This window comes from Pleomorphomonas koreensis DSM 23070, from assembly GCF_000425185.1.
GTDB classification, from domain to species: Bacteria; Pseudomonadota; Alphaproteobacteria; order Rhizobiales; family Pleomorphomonadaceae; genus Pleomorphomonas; species Pleomorphomonas koreensis.
On sequence record NZ_AULH01000007.1, the window covers coordinates 157419 to 174346 of the forward strand.

Annotated in this window: 14 protein-coding genes; 11 read left to right on the forward strand and 3 right to left on the reverse strand. The window is 68.3% G+C overall.

Annotated features, from left to right (window positions below):
* Positions 1-117 precede the first annotated feature (117 nt).
* The gene (locus tag H512_RS0105995) at positions 118-1710 is read right to left on the reverse strand and encodes an ABC transporter substrate-binding protein (protein ID WP_026782690.1); all 1593 of its coding nucleotides are present in this window, start codon (positions 1708-1710) and stop codon (positions 118-120) included.
* A gap of 300 nt (positions 1711-2010) precedes the next feature.
* On the opposite strand from H512_RS0105995, the gene H512_RS0106000 reads away from it, so the two are divergent.
* The 10 genes from H512_RS0106000 (at position 2011) to H512_RS22770 (ending at position 13027) form a co-directional block, all read left to right on the forward strand.
* The gene (locus tag H512_RS0106000; protein ID WP_026782691.1) at positions 2011-3522 is read left to right on the forward strand and encodes a CYTH and CHAD domain-containing protein; all 1512 of its coding nucleotides are present in this window, start codon (positions 2011-2013) and stop codon (positions 3520-3522) included.
* A gap of 90 nt (positions 3523-3612) precedes the next feature.
* Complete coding sequence (locus H512_RS0106005; protein ID WP_026782692.1) at positions 3613-4491, forward strand: dienelactone hydrolase family protein; 879 nt, start codon at positions 3613-3615, stop codon at positions 4489-4491.
* 101 nt (positions 4492-4592) lie between these two features.
* Complete coding sequence (locus H512_RS0106010) at positions 4593-5519, forward strand: DMT family transporter (protein ID WP_026782693.1); 927 nt, start codon at positions 4593-4595, stop codon at positions 5517-5519.
* Positions 5520-5738: 219 nt separating this feature from the next.
* Positions 5739-6764, forward strand: coding sequence for an FAD-dependent oxidoreductase (locus H512_RS22760; protein ID WP_053239609.1), 1026 nt, complete (start codon positions 5739-5741; stop codon positions 6762-6764).
* A 22-nt stretch (positions 6765-6786) separates the two neighbouring features.
* Positions 6787-7395, forward strand: a complete 609-nt coding sequence (locus H512_RS0106020; protein ID WP_026782694.1) for a thiamine phosphate synthase — start codon at positions 6787-6789, stop codon at positions 7393-7395.
* Entirely contained in the window at positions 7392-8189 is a 798-nt protein-coding gene (gene thiD / locus H512_RS0106025; protein ID WP_026782695.1) for a bifunctional hydroxymethylpyrimidine kinase/phosphomethylpyrimidine kinase, read from the forward strand. Before H512_RS0106020 ends, thiD begins: the two co-directional genes overlap by 4 nt.
* A 194-nt stretch (positions 8190-8383) precedes the next feature.
* Positions 8384-10027: a glucose-6-phosphate isomerase gene (gene pgi, locus H512_RS0106030; RefSeq protein WP_026782696.1), complete on the forward strand. Its 1644-nt coding sequence runs from the start codon at positions 8384-8386 to the stop codon at positions 10025-10027.
* Positions 10028-10306: 279 nt separating this feature from the next.
* Positions 10307-10999 carry a 6-phosphogluconolactonase gene (pgl, locus tag H512_RS0106035; RefSeq protein WP_026782697.1) on the forward strand — a complete coding sequence of 231 codons (693 nt, stop codon included), beginning with the start codon at positions 10307-10309 and terminating at the stop codon, positions 10997-10999.
* 178 nt (positions 11000-11177) lie between these two features.
* Complete coding sequence (locus H512_RS22765; protein WP_036790243.1) at positions 11178-11981, forward strand: UDP-2,3-diacylglucosamine diphosphatase; 804 nt, start codon at positions 11178-11180, stop codon at positions 11979-11981.
* Entirely contained in the window at positions 11978-13027 is a 1050-nt protein-coding gene (locus H512_RS22770; protein ID WP_084798320.1) for a glycosyltransferase family 4 protein, read from the forward strand. The genes H512_RS22765 and H512_RS22770 overlap by 4 nt, the downstream gene beginning before the upstream one ends.
* Before the next feature lie 123 nt (positions 13028-13150).
* Here H512_RS22770 and H512_RS0106050 read toward each other — a convergent pair whose 3' ends face one another.
* Entirely contained in the window at positions 13151-14344 is a 1194-nt protein-coding gene (locus H512_RS0106050; RefSeq protein WP_026782698.1) for a protein phosphatase CheZ, read from the reverse strand.
* Positions 14345-14379: 35 nt separating this feature from the next.
* Here H512_RS0106050 and H512_RS0106055 point away from each other — a divergent pair, with 35 nt between their 5' ends.
* Positions 14380-15675 (forward strand): MFS transporter, encoded by a 1296-nt coding sequence (locus H512_RS0106055; RefSeq protein WP_084798321.1) that lies wholly within the window; start codon positions 14380-14382, stop codon positions 15673-15675.
* 10 nt (positions 15676-15685) lie between these two features.
* Here H512_RS0106055 and dgcA read toward each other — a convergent pair whose 3' ends face one another.
* Complete coding sequence (gene dgcA / locus H512_RS0106060) at positions 15686-16666, reverse strand: N-acetyl-D-Glu racemase DgcA (RefSeq protein WP_026782700.1); 981 nt, start codon at positions 16664-16666, stop codon at positions 15686-15688.
* Positions 16667-16928: the final 262 nt, after the last annotated feature.

Genomic DNA, 16928 nt, shown 5'->3' on the forward strand with positions numbered 1-16928 from the left:
CCTACATGGTTTCCCGCATAAGGACGGCCAGCCCGGCATCGACCGGCGCGGGTATCCGGATGCAAAAACGGTTCCGGGGATGGCTCCCCGGAACCGCGTCTCGCAGGACGGATGCGCTTACTCGGCGAGGTCGACGCCGTCGAAGCGGTAGGAGCCGAGCGGATCGACCTTGTAATCGATCACCGCCTTGGACATCGGCACGTAGGTGGTGGAGTGGGCGATGGTGGCCCACGGCGCCTCGCGCTTGAACACGACCTGGGCGTCCTCGTAGAGCTTGGTGCGCTCGGCGACGTCCGACACCTTGCTGGCCTTGACGACGAGGTTGTTGAACTCCTCGTTGCACCAGTTGGCGCGGTTGGAGCCGCCGACGCCGGCACAGCCGAGCAGCACGGCGAGGAAGTTGTCCGGGTCGCCGTTGTCGCCGGTCCAGCCCATCAGCACGGCACCGTCGCGCTCCTTGTCCTGGCTGCGCTTCAGGTACTCGGCCCACTCGTAGGAAACGATCTCGACCTTGACGCCGACGGCGGCGAAGTCGGCCTGGATCAGCTCGGCCATGCGGCGGGCATTCGGGTTGTAGGGACGCGACACCGGCATCGCCCACACCTTCATGCTGAGGTCCTTGACGCCGGCCTCGGCGAGCAGCTTCTTGGCCGCTTCCGGATCATAGGGGTCGTCCTGGACTTTGTCGTTGTAGGACCACATGGTCGGCGGGATCGGGTTCTTGGCCGCCTGGCCGGTGCCCTGGAAGACGGCGTCGATGATCGCCTTCTTGTTGATCGCCATGTTGAGGGCCTTGCGGACGCGCACGTCGTCGAAAGGCTTGGCAAGCACGTTGTAGGCGAGATAGCCGATGTTGAGGCCGGCCTGGCTCATCAGCTGGATGCTGTCGTCGGACTGCATCGCCTGCACGTCGGCCGGGTTCGGATAGGGCATCAGCTGGCATTCGCCGGCCTTCAGCTTCTGGGCGCGCACCGAGGCGTCGGGCGTGATGGCGAAGACGAGGTCGTCGATCTTCTGCTTGCCGCGCCAGTAGTCGCCGAAGGCCTGGTAGCGGATGACCGCGTCCTTCTCATAGGCGACGAACTGGAACGGACCGGTGCCGACCGGCAGCTGGTTGAGGTCGGACTGCTTGCCCTCGGCGGCCAGCTTGTCGGCGTATTCCTTGGAGAGGATCGACGCGAAGTCCATGGCGAGGTTGGCGAGCATCGGCGCGTTGGCGGCGGTCAGCGTCATCTTGACGGTGTAGTCGTCGACCTTCTCGATGGACTTCACGAGGTTCGGCATGTCCATGCCGTTCCAGTATTCCCAGGTGCCGCCGGCATAGGAGTACCACGGGTCGTTCTTGTCGTTCTGGCGCTGGAACGAGAAGATCACGTCATCGGCGTTGAAGTCGCGGGTCGGCGTGAAATACTCGGTGGTGTGGAACTTGACGCCCTTCCGGAGGTGGAAGGTGTAGACGGTGCCGTCTTCGGAGATGTCCCAGCTCTCGGCAAGGCCCGGAATGACGTTGGTGGTGCCGCGCTCGAACTCGGCCAGGCGGTTGTAGACCGGCTTCGATGAGGCGTCGAAGGTGGTGCCGGCGGCATACGGCGCCGGGTCGAAGCCCTCCGGGCTGCCCTCGGAGCAGTAGACGAACGTCTTGGCATGAGCGGCGCCGGCAAGGCCGGCCACGAACATGGTGGCCGCCAGAAGGCGGGACATCGTTTTCATAAGGTATACTCCCCTGTTGCCGAGCGGCGTCGGCGAACCCCGTGCCTGGCGGACGGTCTTGTTGTCACTTTTCCCGTCCGTCGGCGAGCCCATATCCGAGCCGACAATTGACCGGTTGGCAAGCATTTTTTCCCATTCGGTCGGAAAAGACGAGCAATCCGCCGGGTGCCGGGGCGACCCGTCGGGCCGCTGCCGGCGGGAGCGCCGCCGAAGGTCAGGAATCGACCGGCGATGGCGCTCGTCAAACCCTTCCGGCAGCGATAGGATCGGCCCCGGCAGGCCAGCGGGACGAGGGTGAACATGGCAGACGGCGTCGAGGCGGAGCTGAAGGTCGAGGTGGGCGCGGCCGGCGCCCGGCATCTCGCGCACCTTGGCGCGCTGCCGGGGCTCTCGGTATCGCCGAAGGGCGAGAAGCGGCTGGTCAGCACCTATTTCGACACGCCGGACCTCAAGCTGCGCGACAAGGGCGTCAGCCTGCGGCTGCGCCGGACGGGCCGGAGCGGCGAGCAGACGGTGAAGTTCCCCGGCGGCTTCTCGCTCGGCCTCGCCGAGCGGCCGGAGTTCAACGTGTCCTATGCCGGCCGGGTGCCGGACCTCGCGCGCTTTCCCGACGAGCCGGCCGCCGAACTGTCCCGACTGGTCGACGGCCGGCCGCTGGTGCCGCTGTTCTCCATGCGAGTGGCGCGGCGGCGCTGGGAGATCGCCACCGCCGCCGGCGACCGGGTCGAGATGGCGCTCGACCGCGGCGCGGCAACGGCCGGCAGCCGGCAGGCCGGTATCCTCGAGGTGGAGTTCGAGCTGCTGTCCGGCGACCGGCGGGCGCTGTTCGAGGTGGCGCGGTCGGCGCTTTCCGGCGTCGCCTTCCACTTCTCGACGCGCGTCAAGTCCGACCTCGGCTACGCGCTGCTCGACGGCGAGATCGGCGCGACCGGACCGGTGAAGGCGGCCGACGCCGACCTCGACGAGACGATGTCGGTGGAAGCGGCGATGCAGTTGATCCTCCGGTCCTGCGCCGCCCAGATTTCAGCCAACGTCGCCGCCATCAGGACAGGCGACGATCCCGAGGGCGCACACCAGCTGCGCGTCGGGCTGCGGCGCCTCCGGACGGCGCTGAAGGTGTTCGCGCCGGTGATGGCGACCGGCGCCGCCGAGCCGCTGGCCGCCGAGGCGCAGCGGCTCTCCGCCGAGGTGGCGGCGACGCGCGACATGGACGTGCTGATCGACGAACTGGTGGCACCGCTCGACGGCGACGACGTCGCCGCGCTGCTTGCCCTTCTCGAAAAGCGGCGGACGGCGGCGCGCGCCCGCCTCGCCGCCGTGCTGGCCGAGCCGGCCACCGGCGACTTCCTGATCGACCTCCTTGCCTTCACCGAGGCGCGCGGCTGGCTGTCGACGGACGACGTCGGCCAGAGCGCGCTGCTGGCGGCGCCGGTCGGCCCGTTCGCCGGCGAGACGGTCGGTCGCCTCAGGCGCAAGGTGGAAAAGCTCGGCCGCGATCCGGAGGCGCTGTCGCCCGAGGAGCGGCACGAACTCAGGAAGCGCTTCAAGCGGCTGCGCTACGCCTACGACTTCTTCGAGCCGCTGCTGCCGAAGTCGACGCGGCGCAAGCTCCTGCCGCGCGTCAGGGCGGCGCAGGATGTGCTCGGCGTGCTCAACGACATCCACATGGCGCATCTCATGCTCGATGACGTCCATGTCCACGGCCCGAGGGCCGCCGCCGTCGAGCGGGCCGTCGGCTACTGTCTCGGCTGGCACAGCGCCCGCGCCAAGGCGATCTGGGAGCGGCGGTCGGATGACCTGACGCTTGATTGAGGCGCCGGCCGGCCAAATGCATGGGTTTACACATGCGGGAAAATACCTGACTGTCGATGCGGGCGGGGGCCCCTTGCGAGGAGCGCCGACATGAGCGAACGCATCGTCATCACGCAGGACATGATCCGTCTCTACGACGAATACACCCACCTGACGTTCGACCGCCGCGGCTTCATGGAAAAGCTCGGCAAGCTGGCCGGATCGAGCGCGGCGGCGGCCGCCATCGTGCCGCTGATCGAGGCCGGGCAGGCCAGGGCGGCGGTGGTCGACGCCGCCGACGACCGGCTCGACACGTCGACGGTGGAGTTTCCGGGCGACGGTGGCGCGCTGAAGGGCTATCTCGTCCGACCCAAGCTGGCGGCCGCGCCGCTGCCGGCGGTGATGGTCATCCACGAGAACCGGGGGCTCAACGGCCATATCGAGGACGTCGCCCGGCGCCTCTCGCTCGAAGGCTTCCTGGTGCTGGCGCCGGACTTCCTGTCGCCGGCCGGCGGCACGCCCGCCAACGAGGACAAGGCGCGCGAGATGATCTCCGCGCTCGACCGGGTGAAGACGGTGAACAACGCCGTGGCTTCCGCCCAATACCTGCGCGGCGCTGACGGCGGCAACGGCAAGTCCGGCAGCGTCGGCTTCTGCTGGGGCGGCGGGCTGTCGCTGCAGACGGCGGTGGCCGATCCCGGCCTTGGCGCGGCGGTCTCCTACTACGGCGCGCAACCGGTGGCCGAGACGGTGGAGGCGATCAAGGCGCCGCTGCTCCTGCATTACGCCGGCCTCGACGACCGGGTGAACGCCGGCATCCCGGTGTTCGAGGCGGCGCTGAAGGCGGCGGGCAAGACCTACGAACTCTACGTCTATCCGGGCGTCAACCACGCCTTCAACAACGACACCTCGGCGGCCCGCTACGACAAGGCGGCGGCCGATCTCGCCTGGTCGCGGACGGTCGGCTTCCTGAAGACCCATCTCGGCTGAACCGCCGACCGCGCCGGGGATCGCCGAAAAATATGATAAATCGGGGCTTGGACCCGTGGCAAATCGCTATATAAGCGGCTGTTGAAGGAGCCGTCCCTCTGATGTCGCCGACCGCCACGGGCATTCTTCTGAAGCTCGTCTCGACCGTTGCGTTTGCCATCATGCTGACGCTGATCAAGCTGGCGACCAGCCGCGTGCCGGCCGGTGAAGCGCTGTTCTTCCGCTCCTTCTTCGGCATCATCCCGGTGTTGATCTATCTGGTGTCGCTCGGCGACTTCCCCGCCTCGCTCCGGACGAAGCGGCCGCTCGGCCACGTGCGGCGGTCGGTGGTCGGCACGGTGTCGATGTTCTGCTGGTTCATGGCGGTGTCCTACCTGCCGCTGCCGGACGCCACCGCCATCAGCTACTCCGGGCCGCTGTTCGGCGTCTGCCTGGCGGCGCTCGTCCTGCACGAGCGCGTCAGGATCTTCCGCTGGGCCGCCGTCGGCATCGGCTTCGTCGGCGTGCTGATCGTGCTGTCCGAGCAGATCAACGGTCTCGGCGGCGCGCTGGAGGGCACCCGGGCGATCGGCGCGGCCCTGGCGCTGGCCTCGGCTGTATTGGGGGCGGTGGCTGCCGTCACCATCCGCGAATTGACGGCGACCGAGAACACCGGCGCCATCGTGTTCTATTTTCTCGCCAGCGGCTCGGTGTTCTCCTTCGTGACGCTGCCGTTCGGCTGGGTGGTGCCGAGCTATACCGACGCCGCCATGCTGGTGGTGGCCGGTCTGTTCGGCGGCGTCGGGCAGGTGCTGATGACCCAGTCCTACCGCTTCGCCGAGGCGTCGGTGATCGCGCCGTTCGATTACATCAACATGCTCTGGATCGTCATCCTGTCCTATCTGGTGTTCGGTGACGTGCCGACGGCGGCGGTGCTGGCCGGCTCGGCGGTGGTGATCGCTTCCGGCGTGTTCGTGGTCTGGCGGGAGCGGCGCCTCGGCATTCTCGAAGCCAAGGCGAAAGCCAAGAGCGCCGACACGCCGACTTGATTCCTGGCCTCAAGCGCCGGCGGCGACATCCGTCGCCTTGGCTTCCGCTCCGCTTGGCGCCGTGAAGCCGCTCCGCGGCGTCAGGGTGTCTTGGTCTCGATTGCGGCAGAGGCGGTCGCCTCGATCGGTCTGGGTATCGGCCCGGCGCTTGACGCCACCCCGACCGCGGGCCGATAAGTGTCCATCGATACGGGAAAAACGCGGCGCGAGAGGCGGTTCATGGTCGAAGGTGCGGGCGGCAAGCGCGATACGGCCGACGTGGCGATCGTCGGCGCCGGGCCCATGGGGCTCGTCACGGCGCTGATGTGCGCCAAGGCCGGCGTCAAGGTGGCGGTCTACGAGCGGCAGGGCGATTTCTCCGCCTCGCCGGCCTGGAACGGCACCGGCGTCATCGCCCCCGACTGCGAGGCCGACAGCGCCGACGCCACCATCGTCGACCTCGGACGCCGCTCGCTCGAACTGTGGCCGACGCTGGTTTCCGGCCTGACCATCAACGGCGCGCTGGTGCTCGGCAACCGGCGCATGCCATCGGCGCTCGACGACTATTCCGCCTTCGTCCTCAACTATGACTGGGTGGACGAGGAGAAGATCGCCGCCCTCGAACCGTCGCTTGCCGGCATCTACGGCCGGGGGATGTATTTTCCGCAAGCCGCCCACGCCGACCCGCGGGTGATATTCTCCGGATTGCGCGAGGCGCTGGAAGCGGCCGGCGTCCGCATCCGCTTCGACTGGATCGGCACGCTGGACAGCCTCACCGCCGCGCGCATCGTCGACACGCGCGGCCTCGGCGCCCGCGATCGCTTCCCCGAACTCCGGGCGGTGACGGCCGAACTGGCCATGGTGCGCAGCCACAAGATCGAACTCAACCGGCCGATCCGCCTCCTGCACAACCGCCACGCTCTCTACGTCACGCCGCGCGGCCAGGGACTCTTTGCCGTCGGCGCCACCACCATCGACGACAGCCGCACCGGCGTATCCGTGCGGTCGGCCGGCGAGCTAATGATGCACGCCGTGTCGCTGCTGCCGGCCTTTGCCGAGGCCGAGGTGGTGGATTTGCGCTCCGGCCAGATGCCGGTGCTGATGAACGGCGTGCCCAAGGTGGCGGTCGGTGACCGCGTCATCGCCGTCAACGGCCTCTACCGCTACGGCTGGATGGTGGCGCCGGCCATCGCCGAGGATCTGGTCCGGGTGATTTACACCCAGGCGACCAAGGTCATCCATGCGACCAAGCCGCCGCGCCGCTGACCCCTTTCCGACGGAACGTCCCATGCTCGACCGCTTCTACCTGATCATCGACCGCGCCGCCTGGCTGCCGCGCCTGCTGCCGCTGGGGCTCAAGCTGGTGCAAATCCGCACCAAGGCGCCCGACGTCGAGACGCGGCGGCGCGAAATCCGCGATTCGCTCGCCCTCTGCAAGGCGGCGGGCGCCATTTGCGTCGTCAACGATCACTGGCGCGAGGCGATCGAGTTCGGCGCCGACTGGCTGCATCTCGGCCAGGAAGACCTCGACACCGCCGACCTCGCGGCCATCCGCAAGGCCGGCATCCGCCTCGGCGTCTCCACCGCCAACCGGGAAGAACTCGACCGGGCGCTGGCCATCGATCCGCATCACGTGGCGCTGGGGCCGATCTGGTCGACCGTCTCCAAGGATGATGCGGCGCCGGAGAGCGGTCCAGAGCTGCTGACCGAGTGGAAGCGCATCGCCAAGCGGCCGCTGGTGGCGATCGGCGGCATCACGCTCGAGCGGGCGCCGATCTGCTGGAGCGCCGGCGCCGACAGCGTGGCGGTGATCTCCGATGTCCTGTCGGCCGCCGATCCGGAGGCGCGGCTCGGCCAATGGCTGACGGCGGCGGCCAATTGGGAGACATGGGCATGACGGCGATCGCGGTCACCATTGCCGGCTCGGATTCGGGTGGCGGCGCCGGTATCCAGGCCGACCTCAAGACCTTTTCGGCGCTCGGCGTCTACGGTGCATCGGTGATCACCGCGCTGACGGCGCAGAACACGCTGGGCGTGACCGCCATCCATGAGGCGCCGGCCGACTTCGTGCGCGCCGAGATCGACGCCGTGTTCTCCGACCTCGACGTCGGTGCGGTCAAGATCGGCATGCTGGCCAGCCCGGAACTGATCCGCACGGTGGCCGGTGGTCTCCGCGACTACGGCCAGCGCCGCGTCGTGCTCGATCCGGTGATGGTGGCGACCTCGGGCGACAGCCTGCTGAAGTCCGAAGCGGTGGCGACGCTGCGCGACGAGCTGTTCCCGCTGGCCACGCTGATCACCCCCAACCTGCCGGAGGCGGCGCGGCTGATCGGCCGGCCGGTGGAAAACGAGCCTGACGCCATGCTTTCGGCGGCGCGCGACCTGCTGGCGCTCGGGCCCCAGGCGGTGCTCATCAAGGGCGGCCACGGCACGAGCGCCGAGAGCGCCGACCTCTTCCTCGACGCCGACGGGCCGCGTTGGCTGTCGGCGCCGCGCCATCCGACGCGCAACACCCACGGTACCGGCTGCACGCTGTCGTCGGCCATCGCCGCCGGTCTCGCCAGGGGGCTCGACCTCGCCGCCGCCGTCGCGGAGGGCAAGGCCTATGTCACGGCGGCGATCGTCGCCGCCGATCGGCTCACGATCGGCAAGGGCCACGGCCCGGTACACCACTTCCACGCCTGGTGGTAGTCAGTATCGGCGCGTTTTGGTTGTGGTTGCCGAGTCCGTTGTCGCGGCGCGAATGCCGTCAATTCAAAGATTTATGACATAGGGACCGGCGAGATTCGCAACCCGCCCCGGACAAAGGCACTAGCCATCCGGCGGGTCCGCCCATAATATCGCGCCCCACACGGCAAGGAATGCCGGCAGGGAGTAACGTGAACATGGCCGCCGAGCTGGACCCCATCTTCAACCGTCTGGACGCCAAGAAGGCCGAGCTGGCCGATCGCCCGATGCGCAAGCTGTTCGCCGAGGACGCCGGTCGCTTCGATCGTTTCAGCGTCAGCCTCGACGACCTCTTGCTCGACTACTCCAAGAACCGGCTCGACGCCGACGCCTTCGCCCTGCTGATCGATCTGGCCAAGGCGGCCGGCGTCGCCGAGCGGCGTGACGCCATGTTCGCCGGCGCGGTGATCAACACCACCGAGAAGCGCGCCGTGCTGCATACGGCGCTTCGCAACCGCTCCAATACGCCGGTGATCGTCGACGGCAAGGACGTCATGCCCGAGGTCAACGCGGTGCTCGATCGCGTGCGCGACTTCGCCGAGGGCGTCCGCTCCGGCAGGATCGCCTCGTCGACCGGCGCCAAGTTCACCGACGTCGTCAACATCGGCATCGGCGGCTCCGACCTCGGCCCGGCCATGGCGACCATCGCGCTGACGCCCTATCGCGGCGACGGCCCGCGCCTCCACTATGTTTCCAACGTCGACGGCGCCCACATCGCCGACACGCTGGCCGAACTCGATCCCAGGACGACGCTGTTCATCGTCGCATCGAAGACCTTCACCACCTCCGAGACCATGACCAACGCCGGCACCGCCCGCGCCTGGATCAAGGAGCATCTCGGGGAGGCGGCGGTCGGCTCCCATTTCTGCGCCGTCTCCACCGCGCTCGACAAGGTGGCCGCCTTCGGCATGGACGTGTCGCGCGCCTTCGGCTTCTGGGACTGGGTGGGCGGACGTTATTCGGTGTGGTCGGCGATCGGCCTGCCGGTGGCGATCGCCATCGGCTTCGACAATTTCGTCGAGTTCCTCACCGGCGCCCACGAGGTGGACAACCATTTCCGCAGCGCGCCGCTCGACAAGAACATCCCGGTGATCCTCGCCCTGCTCGGCGTCTGGTATCGCAACGTCTGGGGCTTCTCGACCCATGCCGTGCTGGCCTACGACCAGCGGCTTGCCCGCTTCGCCGCCTATCTCCAGCAGCTCGACATGGAGAGCAACGGCAAGGGCGTCCGCCTCGACGGCACGCCGGTGCCGCGCGCGTCCGGCCCGATCGTCTGGGGCGAGCCGGGCACCAACGGCCAGCACGCCTTCTACCAGCTGATCCACCAGGGCACCGACATCATTCCGGCCGACTTCCTGGCCGCCGCCGTGCCGCACGAGCAGGTGGGCGACCACCACGCCAAGCTCCTGTCCAACGTGCTCGCCCAGACCGAGGCGCTGATGCTCGGCAAGACCGTCGAGGAAGCCGCCGCCGAGCTGCGCAAGGCCGGCAAGCCGGAGGGCGACATCGCCGCTCTCGCCCCGCACAAGGCGTTCCCCGGCAACCGGCCGACCAACACCATCCTCTACCGGACGCTCGACCCGAGGACGCTCGGCCGCCTGATCGCCATCTACGAGCACAAGGTATTCGTGCAGGGCACCATCTGGGGCGTCAATTCCTACGACCAGTGGGGCGTCGAGCTGGGCAAGGAGCTGGCCAACCGCCTGTTGCCGGTGATGAAGGGCGAAGCCGAGCCGGCGGCGACGCAGGACGGGTCGACCAAGGGTCTCGTCGCCGCCATCAAGGCGCTGCAGCGGGACTGATTCGTTGCAGAATGGCCGCCGCCGCCGCCGACCGTTTTCCCGGCGGTTGTTTCACCGCTGACGCGTGGGGAAAAGGGTAGTGCGGCCATTCCCCGCATACGGGTGAACGGCCGACAGGACTTTGTTCGGGGTTGCAGAAAGTCGGCCGGTGCCAACGCCGGCCGATTGTGTATATTGTACCAAGGGGAAAGCTGGCCGGCACCGCGATGTGACCGGACCGAACCGCCGCTCGAGAGGCGAGAGCCGGCGGCGTCACGGGTCGCCGATCTGGAGGAAGGCATGTACGAGTTTCAGGAGTTCGAGAACGGTGCGGCGCTGGCCGACGCGCTGACCGTCGAGGTGGCGGGCGCGCTTGCTCACACCATCCGCCTGCACGGCAAGGCGGCGCTGGCGTTGTCGGGGGGCAAGACGCCGGTCCGTTTCCTGGAGGCGATGAGCCGCTACCGCATGCCCTGGAACGACGTGGTGGTGACGCTGGTCGACGAGCGCTGGGTGCCGGAATCGCACGAGCGTTCCAACGCCGGCCTTGCCCGCCGCCATCTCCTCAAGGGGCCGCTCAGCAACATCGAGTTCGTGCCGCTCTACCGGCCGGTGCCGACGCCCGAGGAGGCGGTGGCCGAGGTCGGCAAGGTGATCGCCGACCTGCCGCTGCCGTTCGCCGCCGTGGTGCTCGGCATGGGCGAGGACGGCCACACCGCCTCCTTCTATCCGGGCGGCGACAACCTCGCCGCCGCCAACTCGCCGGACTGCAAGGCGCAAGTGATGTCGATCCGCGCCGAGGCGGCGATAGAGCCGCGCATCACGCTGACGCTGCCGCTGCTGCTCGCCGCCGACACCATCCTGCTGCACATCGAGGGCGAGGAGAAGCGCGCCGCCTTCGACAAGGCGGTGGCCGGCGACGACGTGCTGGAGATGCCGGTACGCAGCCTCCTGAAATCGGAGAAGCTGGTGAAGGTGCTCTGGTGCCCGTGAGCACCATCGCTATCCATCGAGATTCCCACGCGGCCCGGCATAGCCGGGCCGTTCGCTTTTGGGGGTGTGCCGCGGCTGTCATAAAACTGAGAGGCTGATGGAACAAAAGGAAGTTGCAGAAACGGCCATCGGTCGTTGATTCCCGTTCGGAGAAGATGCCCCGCGCATCTTGTTTGTCATGACGGATCTTCCTATCCCGCGCAGTCTCAGAGCCTTGTTCCTGTCCGATATCCACCTCGGCACTCGCGATTGTCAGGCCGACCTGCTGCTCGACTTCATGCGCGTGCACGAGGCGGAGACGATCTACCTGGTCGGCGACATCGTCGACGGCTGGCGGATGCGCCGCTCCTGGTTGTGGACGCAGAGCCACAACGACGTGGTGCAGAAGCTGTTGCGCAAGGCGCGCAAGGGCGCCCGCATCGTCTACATCCCCGGCAATCACGACGAATTCCTGCGTAATTATCTCGGCACGCATTTCGGCGGCGTCGAGGTGATGGACCGCTGCGTGCACGAGGCGGCCGACGGCCGCCGCTTCCTGGTCATCCACGGCGATCAGTTCGACGTGGTGGTGCGGCATGCCCGCTGGCTCGCCTATCTCGGGGACTGGGCCTACGAGACGGCGCTGTGGACCAACACCTGGCTCAACCGGGCGCGACGCTTCGTCGGCTTGCCCTACTGGTCGCTGTCGGCCTGGGCCAAGCTCAAGGTGAAGAACGCCGTCAACTTCATCGGCGCCTTCGAGGAGGCGCTGGCCCACGAGGCAAAGCGGGTGGGGGCGGACGGCGTCATCTGCGGCCACATCCACCACGCCGCCCTGCGCGACATGAACGGCATCGCCTACGTCAACACCGGCGACTGGGTGGAGAGCTGCACGGCGATCGCCGAGAACCACGACGGCAGCCTGGAGATCATCCGCTGGACCCGCCTCGACCACGAGCGCAAGGCGCCGCTGCTGCTGCCGCGCGCCGAGGCCGCCGAATGACGCGCATCACCGTCGTCACCGACGCCTGGCATCCGCAGGTCAACGGCGTCGTCCGGTCGATCGAGCGCACCAATGCCGAGCTGACCGCCATGGGCGCCCACGTCACCATGGTGACGCCCGACCTGTTCCGGACGCTGCCGCTGCCGAGCTATCCGGAGATCCGCGTCGCCATCTCCACCTACGGCCGGGTGGCGCGCGAGATCGAGCGCGGCCAGCCGTCCTATGTCCACATCGCCACCGAGGGGCCGCTCGGCCTCAAGGCCCGCAAGTGGTGCCGCCGCAACGGCATGCCCTACACGACGAGCTATCACACCCGCTTTCCCGAATACGTGGCGGCGCGGCTGCCGGTGCCGCAATCCTGGCTCTACGCGCTGGTCCGCCGCTTCCACAACGGCGGCGCCGGCTGCATGGTGGCCACCGACACGCTGGCCGCCGAGCTGTCGGCGCGCGGCTTCCGCAACCTGATGCGCTGGGGGCGGGGCATCGACGCCGAGCTGTTCCGGCCGCGTCCGGCCGAGGAGGGCGTGTTCGGCGACCTGCCGCGGCCGATCTTCCTCAACGTCGGCCGCGTCGCCGTCGAGAAGAACCTCGAAGCCTTTCTCGCCCTCGACCTGCCCGGCTCCAAGGTGGTGGTGGGCGACGGGCCGTCGCGGGCGAGCCTGGCCCGGCGCTATCCGGACGTCCACTTCGTCGGCATCAAGGTCGGCGAGGATCTCGCCCGCGCCTACGCCTCGGCCGACGTGTTCGTCTTCCCCTCGCGCACCGATACTTTCGGCAACGTGCTGCTGGAGGCTCTGGCCTCGGGCTTGCCGGTGGCCGCCTATCCGGTGATGGGGCCACTCGACGTGCTCGGCGACAGCGACGCCGGCCTCCTCGACGAGGACCTTCGCGCCGCCTGCCTCGGGGCGCTCGCCCTCGACCGGTCGGCGGCGCGCGAACTGGCACTGACCTTCAGCTGGCGGCGGGCGGCCTTGCAGTTCCTCGACAATATCCGTCTCGCCAACGGCGAGACGCTGGATAGCCCGCTGGTGCCGGCCGTGGTGTGAGTTCTTGGCAGGTCATTCGCTCGAAATGCCCCGCCTGCAAGAGGGAGCCCGACATCGCGGCCGCTCTTCCGGTTTCGCCGCGGCAATGCCGCCGCACAACCGCTCCAGCGGGCAAAAACAGTCTCAGGAGAACAGCGCCTGTCGCTCGGCCTTGGTCATGCGGGCGAAGGGATCGTCGGCATCCTTGCCCTGGCGCACCGAGTCCGACACCTCCTTCAGCGCCTCGATGGCGGTGTCGACCGCTTCGGAGGCGATGGCCAGAGCCTCGTCGCTCGGCTCGATGGCAGCCGCCTCGGCCAGCGTTTCGAGGGCGTCGTCTTCCAGCGTATCGAGGATGGCGTCGATCGCCGGTTCCTCGGCCGCCGGCGCCTCGTCGACGACGACGGCATCGAATCCGATGCTGTCGGCCAGCGCCGCTGCGTCCTGGGGTTCGTCGTCGTCGGTCGGGATGGCGTCGAAGTCGATCTGGCCGTCGGCGCCGATCATCGACGCCTTGTCGAGGGCGGCCATGGCGTCGATGCGGTCGAAGTCCATCTCCTCGATGGCGTGGCTGGCCACGGCGTCAAGCGCCGCCCGGTCGGCGTCGGCGTCCTCGACCAGCAGGCCGTCGACGAGGGTCTGCTCGATGCCTTCGCCGGCCAGCGCCGGACCGTTCAGGAGGTGGGCGTCGGGGCGGTGGTCCTGGGCGTTGACGGCGACGCGGCGCTCGGTCGAGGTACCGTGCACCTCGGCATCGTCCATGCCCCAGATCTCGATCATCGCGTTGATGCGGTTCTCGAGATAGCGCAGCACCTGCACCACCTTCTGCGTCCGCTGGCCGGTGAGGTCCTGGAAGGAGCAGGCCATGTAGATGTTGGTGGTCAGGTTCTCGACGTCGTCGCAGAGCGCATTGTCGACGCCGGCCTCGCGCATGGTCCAGGCCAGTTCCTGGATCTTTTCGGCCGAGCCGAGGATTTCCGAGGTGGCGCCCTCGGTCTGTTCGACGATGGCGTCGAGTTCGTTGGAGGCGCGGTCGAAGCGGCTCAGCGGCGAGCGGCCGTCGCTCTTGATCTGGGCGATCTCCAGCTTGGTGCGCTCGATGGCGTCCTTCATCTCGCCGATGTCGAGACGGATGCGATCGGCGTCGGGCCGGCGCTCGCGCTTCAGGATCAGCTCCAGGCGGCCGATGGCGCCGAGCACCTCGTCGGTATCGGCGGAGCGGTGACGCCGCGCGTATTCGGCCAGGAACCAGCGACCCTTCTCCGTCTCCATGACGGCGGCCTCAATGGCTTCGTAGTCGGATTCGCGCAGGGGCGAGAGGGCTTGCGAATTATCCATATTTTCGCCGCAGACCCCTTTAAAGACCAAACGAGATGGAGCTAAAGCTAAAGCGCCAGCCAGAGGCGGGCAAGCGAATCAAATCGGCAAGCCGCCATCATCGGCACGAATCCTTCACAACGAGTTTATTCCGAGTTGCGCCGTTGACAAGAATGATCGGGCGATTTGCCCCCGCCTATTTGATGGGCGCCTTCTACGCCATCGCCTTCTTCGTCAACGGAGTGATGACGCCGTTCTTTCCCGTCCTCCTGGAGGTGAAGGGTCTCAGCGGCCAGGAGATCGCCTTCGTGCTGGCGACGCCGCAGGTGATGCGCATGTTCACCATGCCCGTGGTGAGCGGCCTCTCCGACCGGGCCGGCGACCGGCGGCAGGTGATGGCCGGACTGATCGGCCTGACGCTCGGCCTCGCGTTGCTGTTCGGCATCGCCCATGGCGACACCGCGGTGATGGCCGTCGGCGCGCTGCTTCTGGTGCTCTCCTATTGCGTCGGTCCGCTCGCCGACGCCTTCGCCATGATCATGGACCGGCACGGCCTCGGCGAATACGGCAAGATGCGCCTCTGGGGCTCGGCGTCGTTCATCCTCGGCAACGTGGTCGGCGGCTATGCCATGCAGCATTCCGGCCCGACGGCCGTCTACGCGCTGGTGCTGTTCGGCTTTACCATCGCCATGCTGTCGACGGCGGCCATTCCGCCGGCGCCGCCCGCCGCGTCGCCGGCCTCGGCGGTGGCGCTCACCGTGCTGCGCAAGCCGGCCTTCCTCGCCGTGCTGCTCGGACACGCCGTCAACCAGGCCGGCCACGCCGCGCTCTACAGCTTCGGCACCATCATCTGGCGCGCCAACGGCTTTTCCGACTTCACCATCGGCATCTTCTGGGCGATCGGCGTCATCGCCGAGATCATCCTGTTCGCGCTGGCAGGACGGATGCTCCGGGCCGTGTCGCCGCTGAAGCTGATGGCCGCCGGGGCGGTGATCGGCTGCCTGCGCTGGCTGCTGTTCTCGCTGGACCTGCCGCTGTTGCCGACGCTGGCGTTGCAGGTGATGCACGCCGGCTCCTTCGCGCTCGCCCACATCGGGCTGATGCGCTTCCTGCGCGAGGTGGTGCCGACCGAGCGCGCCGCCTCGGCGCAGGGCACCTTCGTCATCTTCAACGGCCTCGCCATGGCGCTCGGCACGGCGCTGGCCGGCCGACTGGTGCCGACGCTCGGCTCGGACACCTATGTGGTGATGTCGGTCTTCCCCATCCTCGGCCTGATCATCCTGACGGCGGCCGGCGGCGGCGCCCGGCGCCTGCCCGCCCACGACGCGCCGTCGGGCGTCACGGCCGCCTGAAGAAGAAAGCTCACCCCCAGAGGTCGGGGTAGGGCGGATGGACGATGGTGCCGGAGAACATCAGGCCCGGCACGCGGTCGCGCGCCAAGAGCAGCGGCCCGTCGATGTCGGCATATTGCGCCCGCTGGGCGGCGACGAAGGCCGGCGCCATGGCCAGCGAACTCGACACCATGCAGCCGACCATGACGATCAGCCCTTCCTCCTCGGCGGCGGCGATCATCTCCAGCGCCTCGGTGAGGCCGCCGGTCTTGTCGAGCTTGACGTTGACGGCGTCGTAGCGGCCGACCAGGCGCTTGATGTCGGCGGTGGTGTGGGCGCTCTCGTCGGCGCAGACCGCCACCGGGCGCTTGGCCTCGATGAGATAGTCGTCGGCGCCGGCCGGCAGCGGCTGCTCGATCATGGTGACGCCCAGTTCGATGCAGGCCTCCATCATCTCGGGGAACATCTCGGGCGTCCAGCCCTCGTTGGCGTCGACGATGATGCGGCTGCGCGGCGCGGCGCGGCGGATGGCGGCGAGGCGCTCGCGGCCGCCGTCCTTGCCGAGCTTGACCTTCAGCATCGGCCGGTCGCAGGCCGATTTCGCGGCGGCGGCCATCGTCTCGACGCCGTCGAGCGAGATGGTGAAGGCGGTGTTGACCGGTTCGAGCGGCGGCAGGCCCAGGAGATGGGCGACGCCGCGGCCGGTCGCCTTGGCCTCGAGGTCGATCAGCGCGCAGTCGAGAGCGTTGCGGGCGGCGCCGGGCGGCAACTCGCCGCGCAACGCGAAGCGGTCGCCCCCGTTCTCGATGAACCGGCGGGCGCTGTCGATCTGGGCGACGACGCTGTCGACCGATTCGCCGTAGTGGGCATAGGGAACGCCTTCGCCCCGGCCCGATATGGCGCCCTCGGCGATGGTGGCCACCACCACCACCGCCTCCGTCTTGGAGCCGCGCGAGATGGTGAAGGTGCCGGCGATGGGGAACCGCTCGACGGCTATGCTGAGCTTACGCAAGACGACCTCACATCGATTTCCGCAGGACGGGCCTGCTTGGCCGAAGCCGGCCACGGCATGCCCCGGAAATGCCGCATCCTCGTCCGAACCACTGTCCGTTTCCGTCAACGTTGTCCATCAGTTGCTCCACGGACACTCCTGGAAACACCCGCCGCCCGTGGCGCAATCTTTCGCATGGTAGAAGATATCCTGCCGGATGCGGAGTCCGGAACGCCGCCTTCTTATGTTGAAACCCTTATCTTTGGTCTAGGTGTGGCAACGC

Bases quoted from the DNA above. Each gene is read 5' to 3' on its own strand.
- thiD (WP_026782695.1), top strand. From the start codon at position 7,392: ATGACGGCGATCGCGGTCACCATTGCCGGCTCGGATTCGGGTGGCGGC.
- H512_RS0106000 (WP_026782691.1), top strand. From the start codon at position 2,011: ATGGCAGACGGCGTCGAGGCGGAGCTGAAGGTCGAGGTGGGCGCGGCC.
- pgi (WP_026782696.1), top strand. From the start codon at position 8,384: ATGGCCGCCGAGCTGGACCCCATCTTCAACCGTCTGGACGCCAAGAAG.
- H512_RS0106050 (WP_026782698.1), bottom strand. From the start codon at position 14,344: ATGGATAATTCGCAAGCCCTCTCGCCCCTGCGCGAATCCGACTACGAA.
- H512_RS0106005 (WP_026782692.1), top strand. From the start codon at position 3,613: ATGAGCGAACGCATCGTCATCACGCAGGACATGATCCGTCTCTACGAC.
- H512_RS22770 (WP_084798320.1), top strand. From the start codon at position 11,978: ATGACGCGCATCACCGTCGTCACCGACGCCTGGCATCCGCAGGTCAAC.
- H512_RS0106010 (WP_026782693.1), top strand. From the start codon at position 4,593: ATGTCGCCGACCGCCACGGGCATTCTTCTGAAGCTCGTCTCGACCGTT.
- H512_RS0106020 (WP_026782694.1), top strand. From the start codon at position 6,787: ATGCTCGACCGCTTCTACCTGATCATCGACCGCGCCGCCTGGCTGCCG.
- H512_RS0105995 (WP_026782690.1), bottom strand. From the start codon at position 1,710: ATGAAAACGATGTCCCGCCTTCTGGCGGCCACCATGTTCGTGGCCGGC.
- H512_RS22765 (WP_036790243.1), top strand. From the start codon at position 11,178: ATGACGGATCTTCCTATCCCGCGCAGTCTCAGAGCCTTGTTCCTGTCC.
- H512_RS0106055 (WP_084798321.1), top strand. From the start codon at position 14,380: ATGGAGCTAAAGCTAAAGCGCCAGCCAGAGGCGGGCAAGCGAATCAAA.
- pgl (WP_026782697.1), top strand. From the start codon at position 10,307: ATGTACGAGTTTCAGGAGTTCGAGAACGGTGCGGCGCTGGCCGACGCG.
- H512_RS22760 (WP_053239609.1), top strand. From the start codon at position 5,739: ATGGTCGAAGGTGCGGGCGGCAAGCGCGATACGGCCGACGTGGCGATC.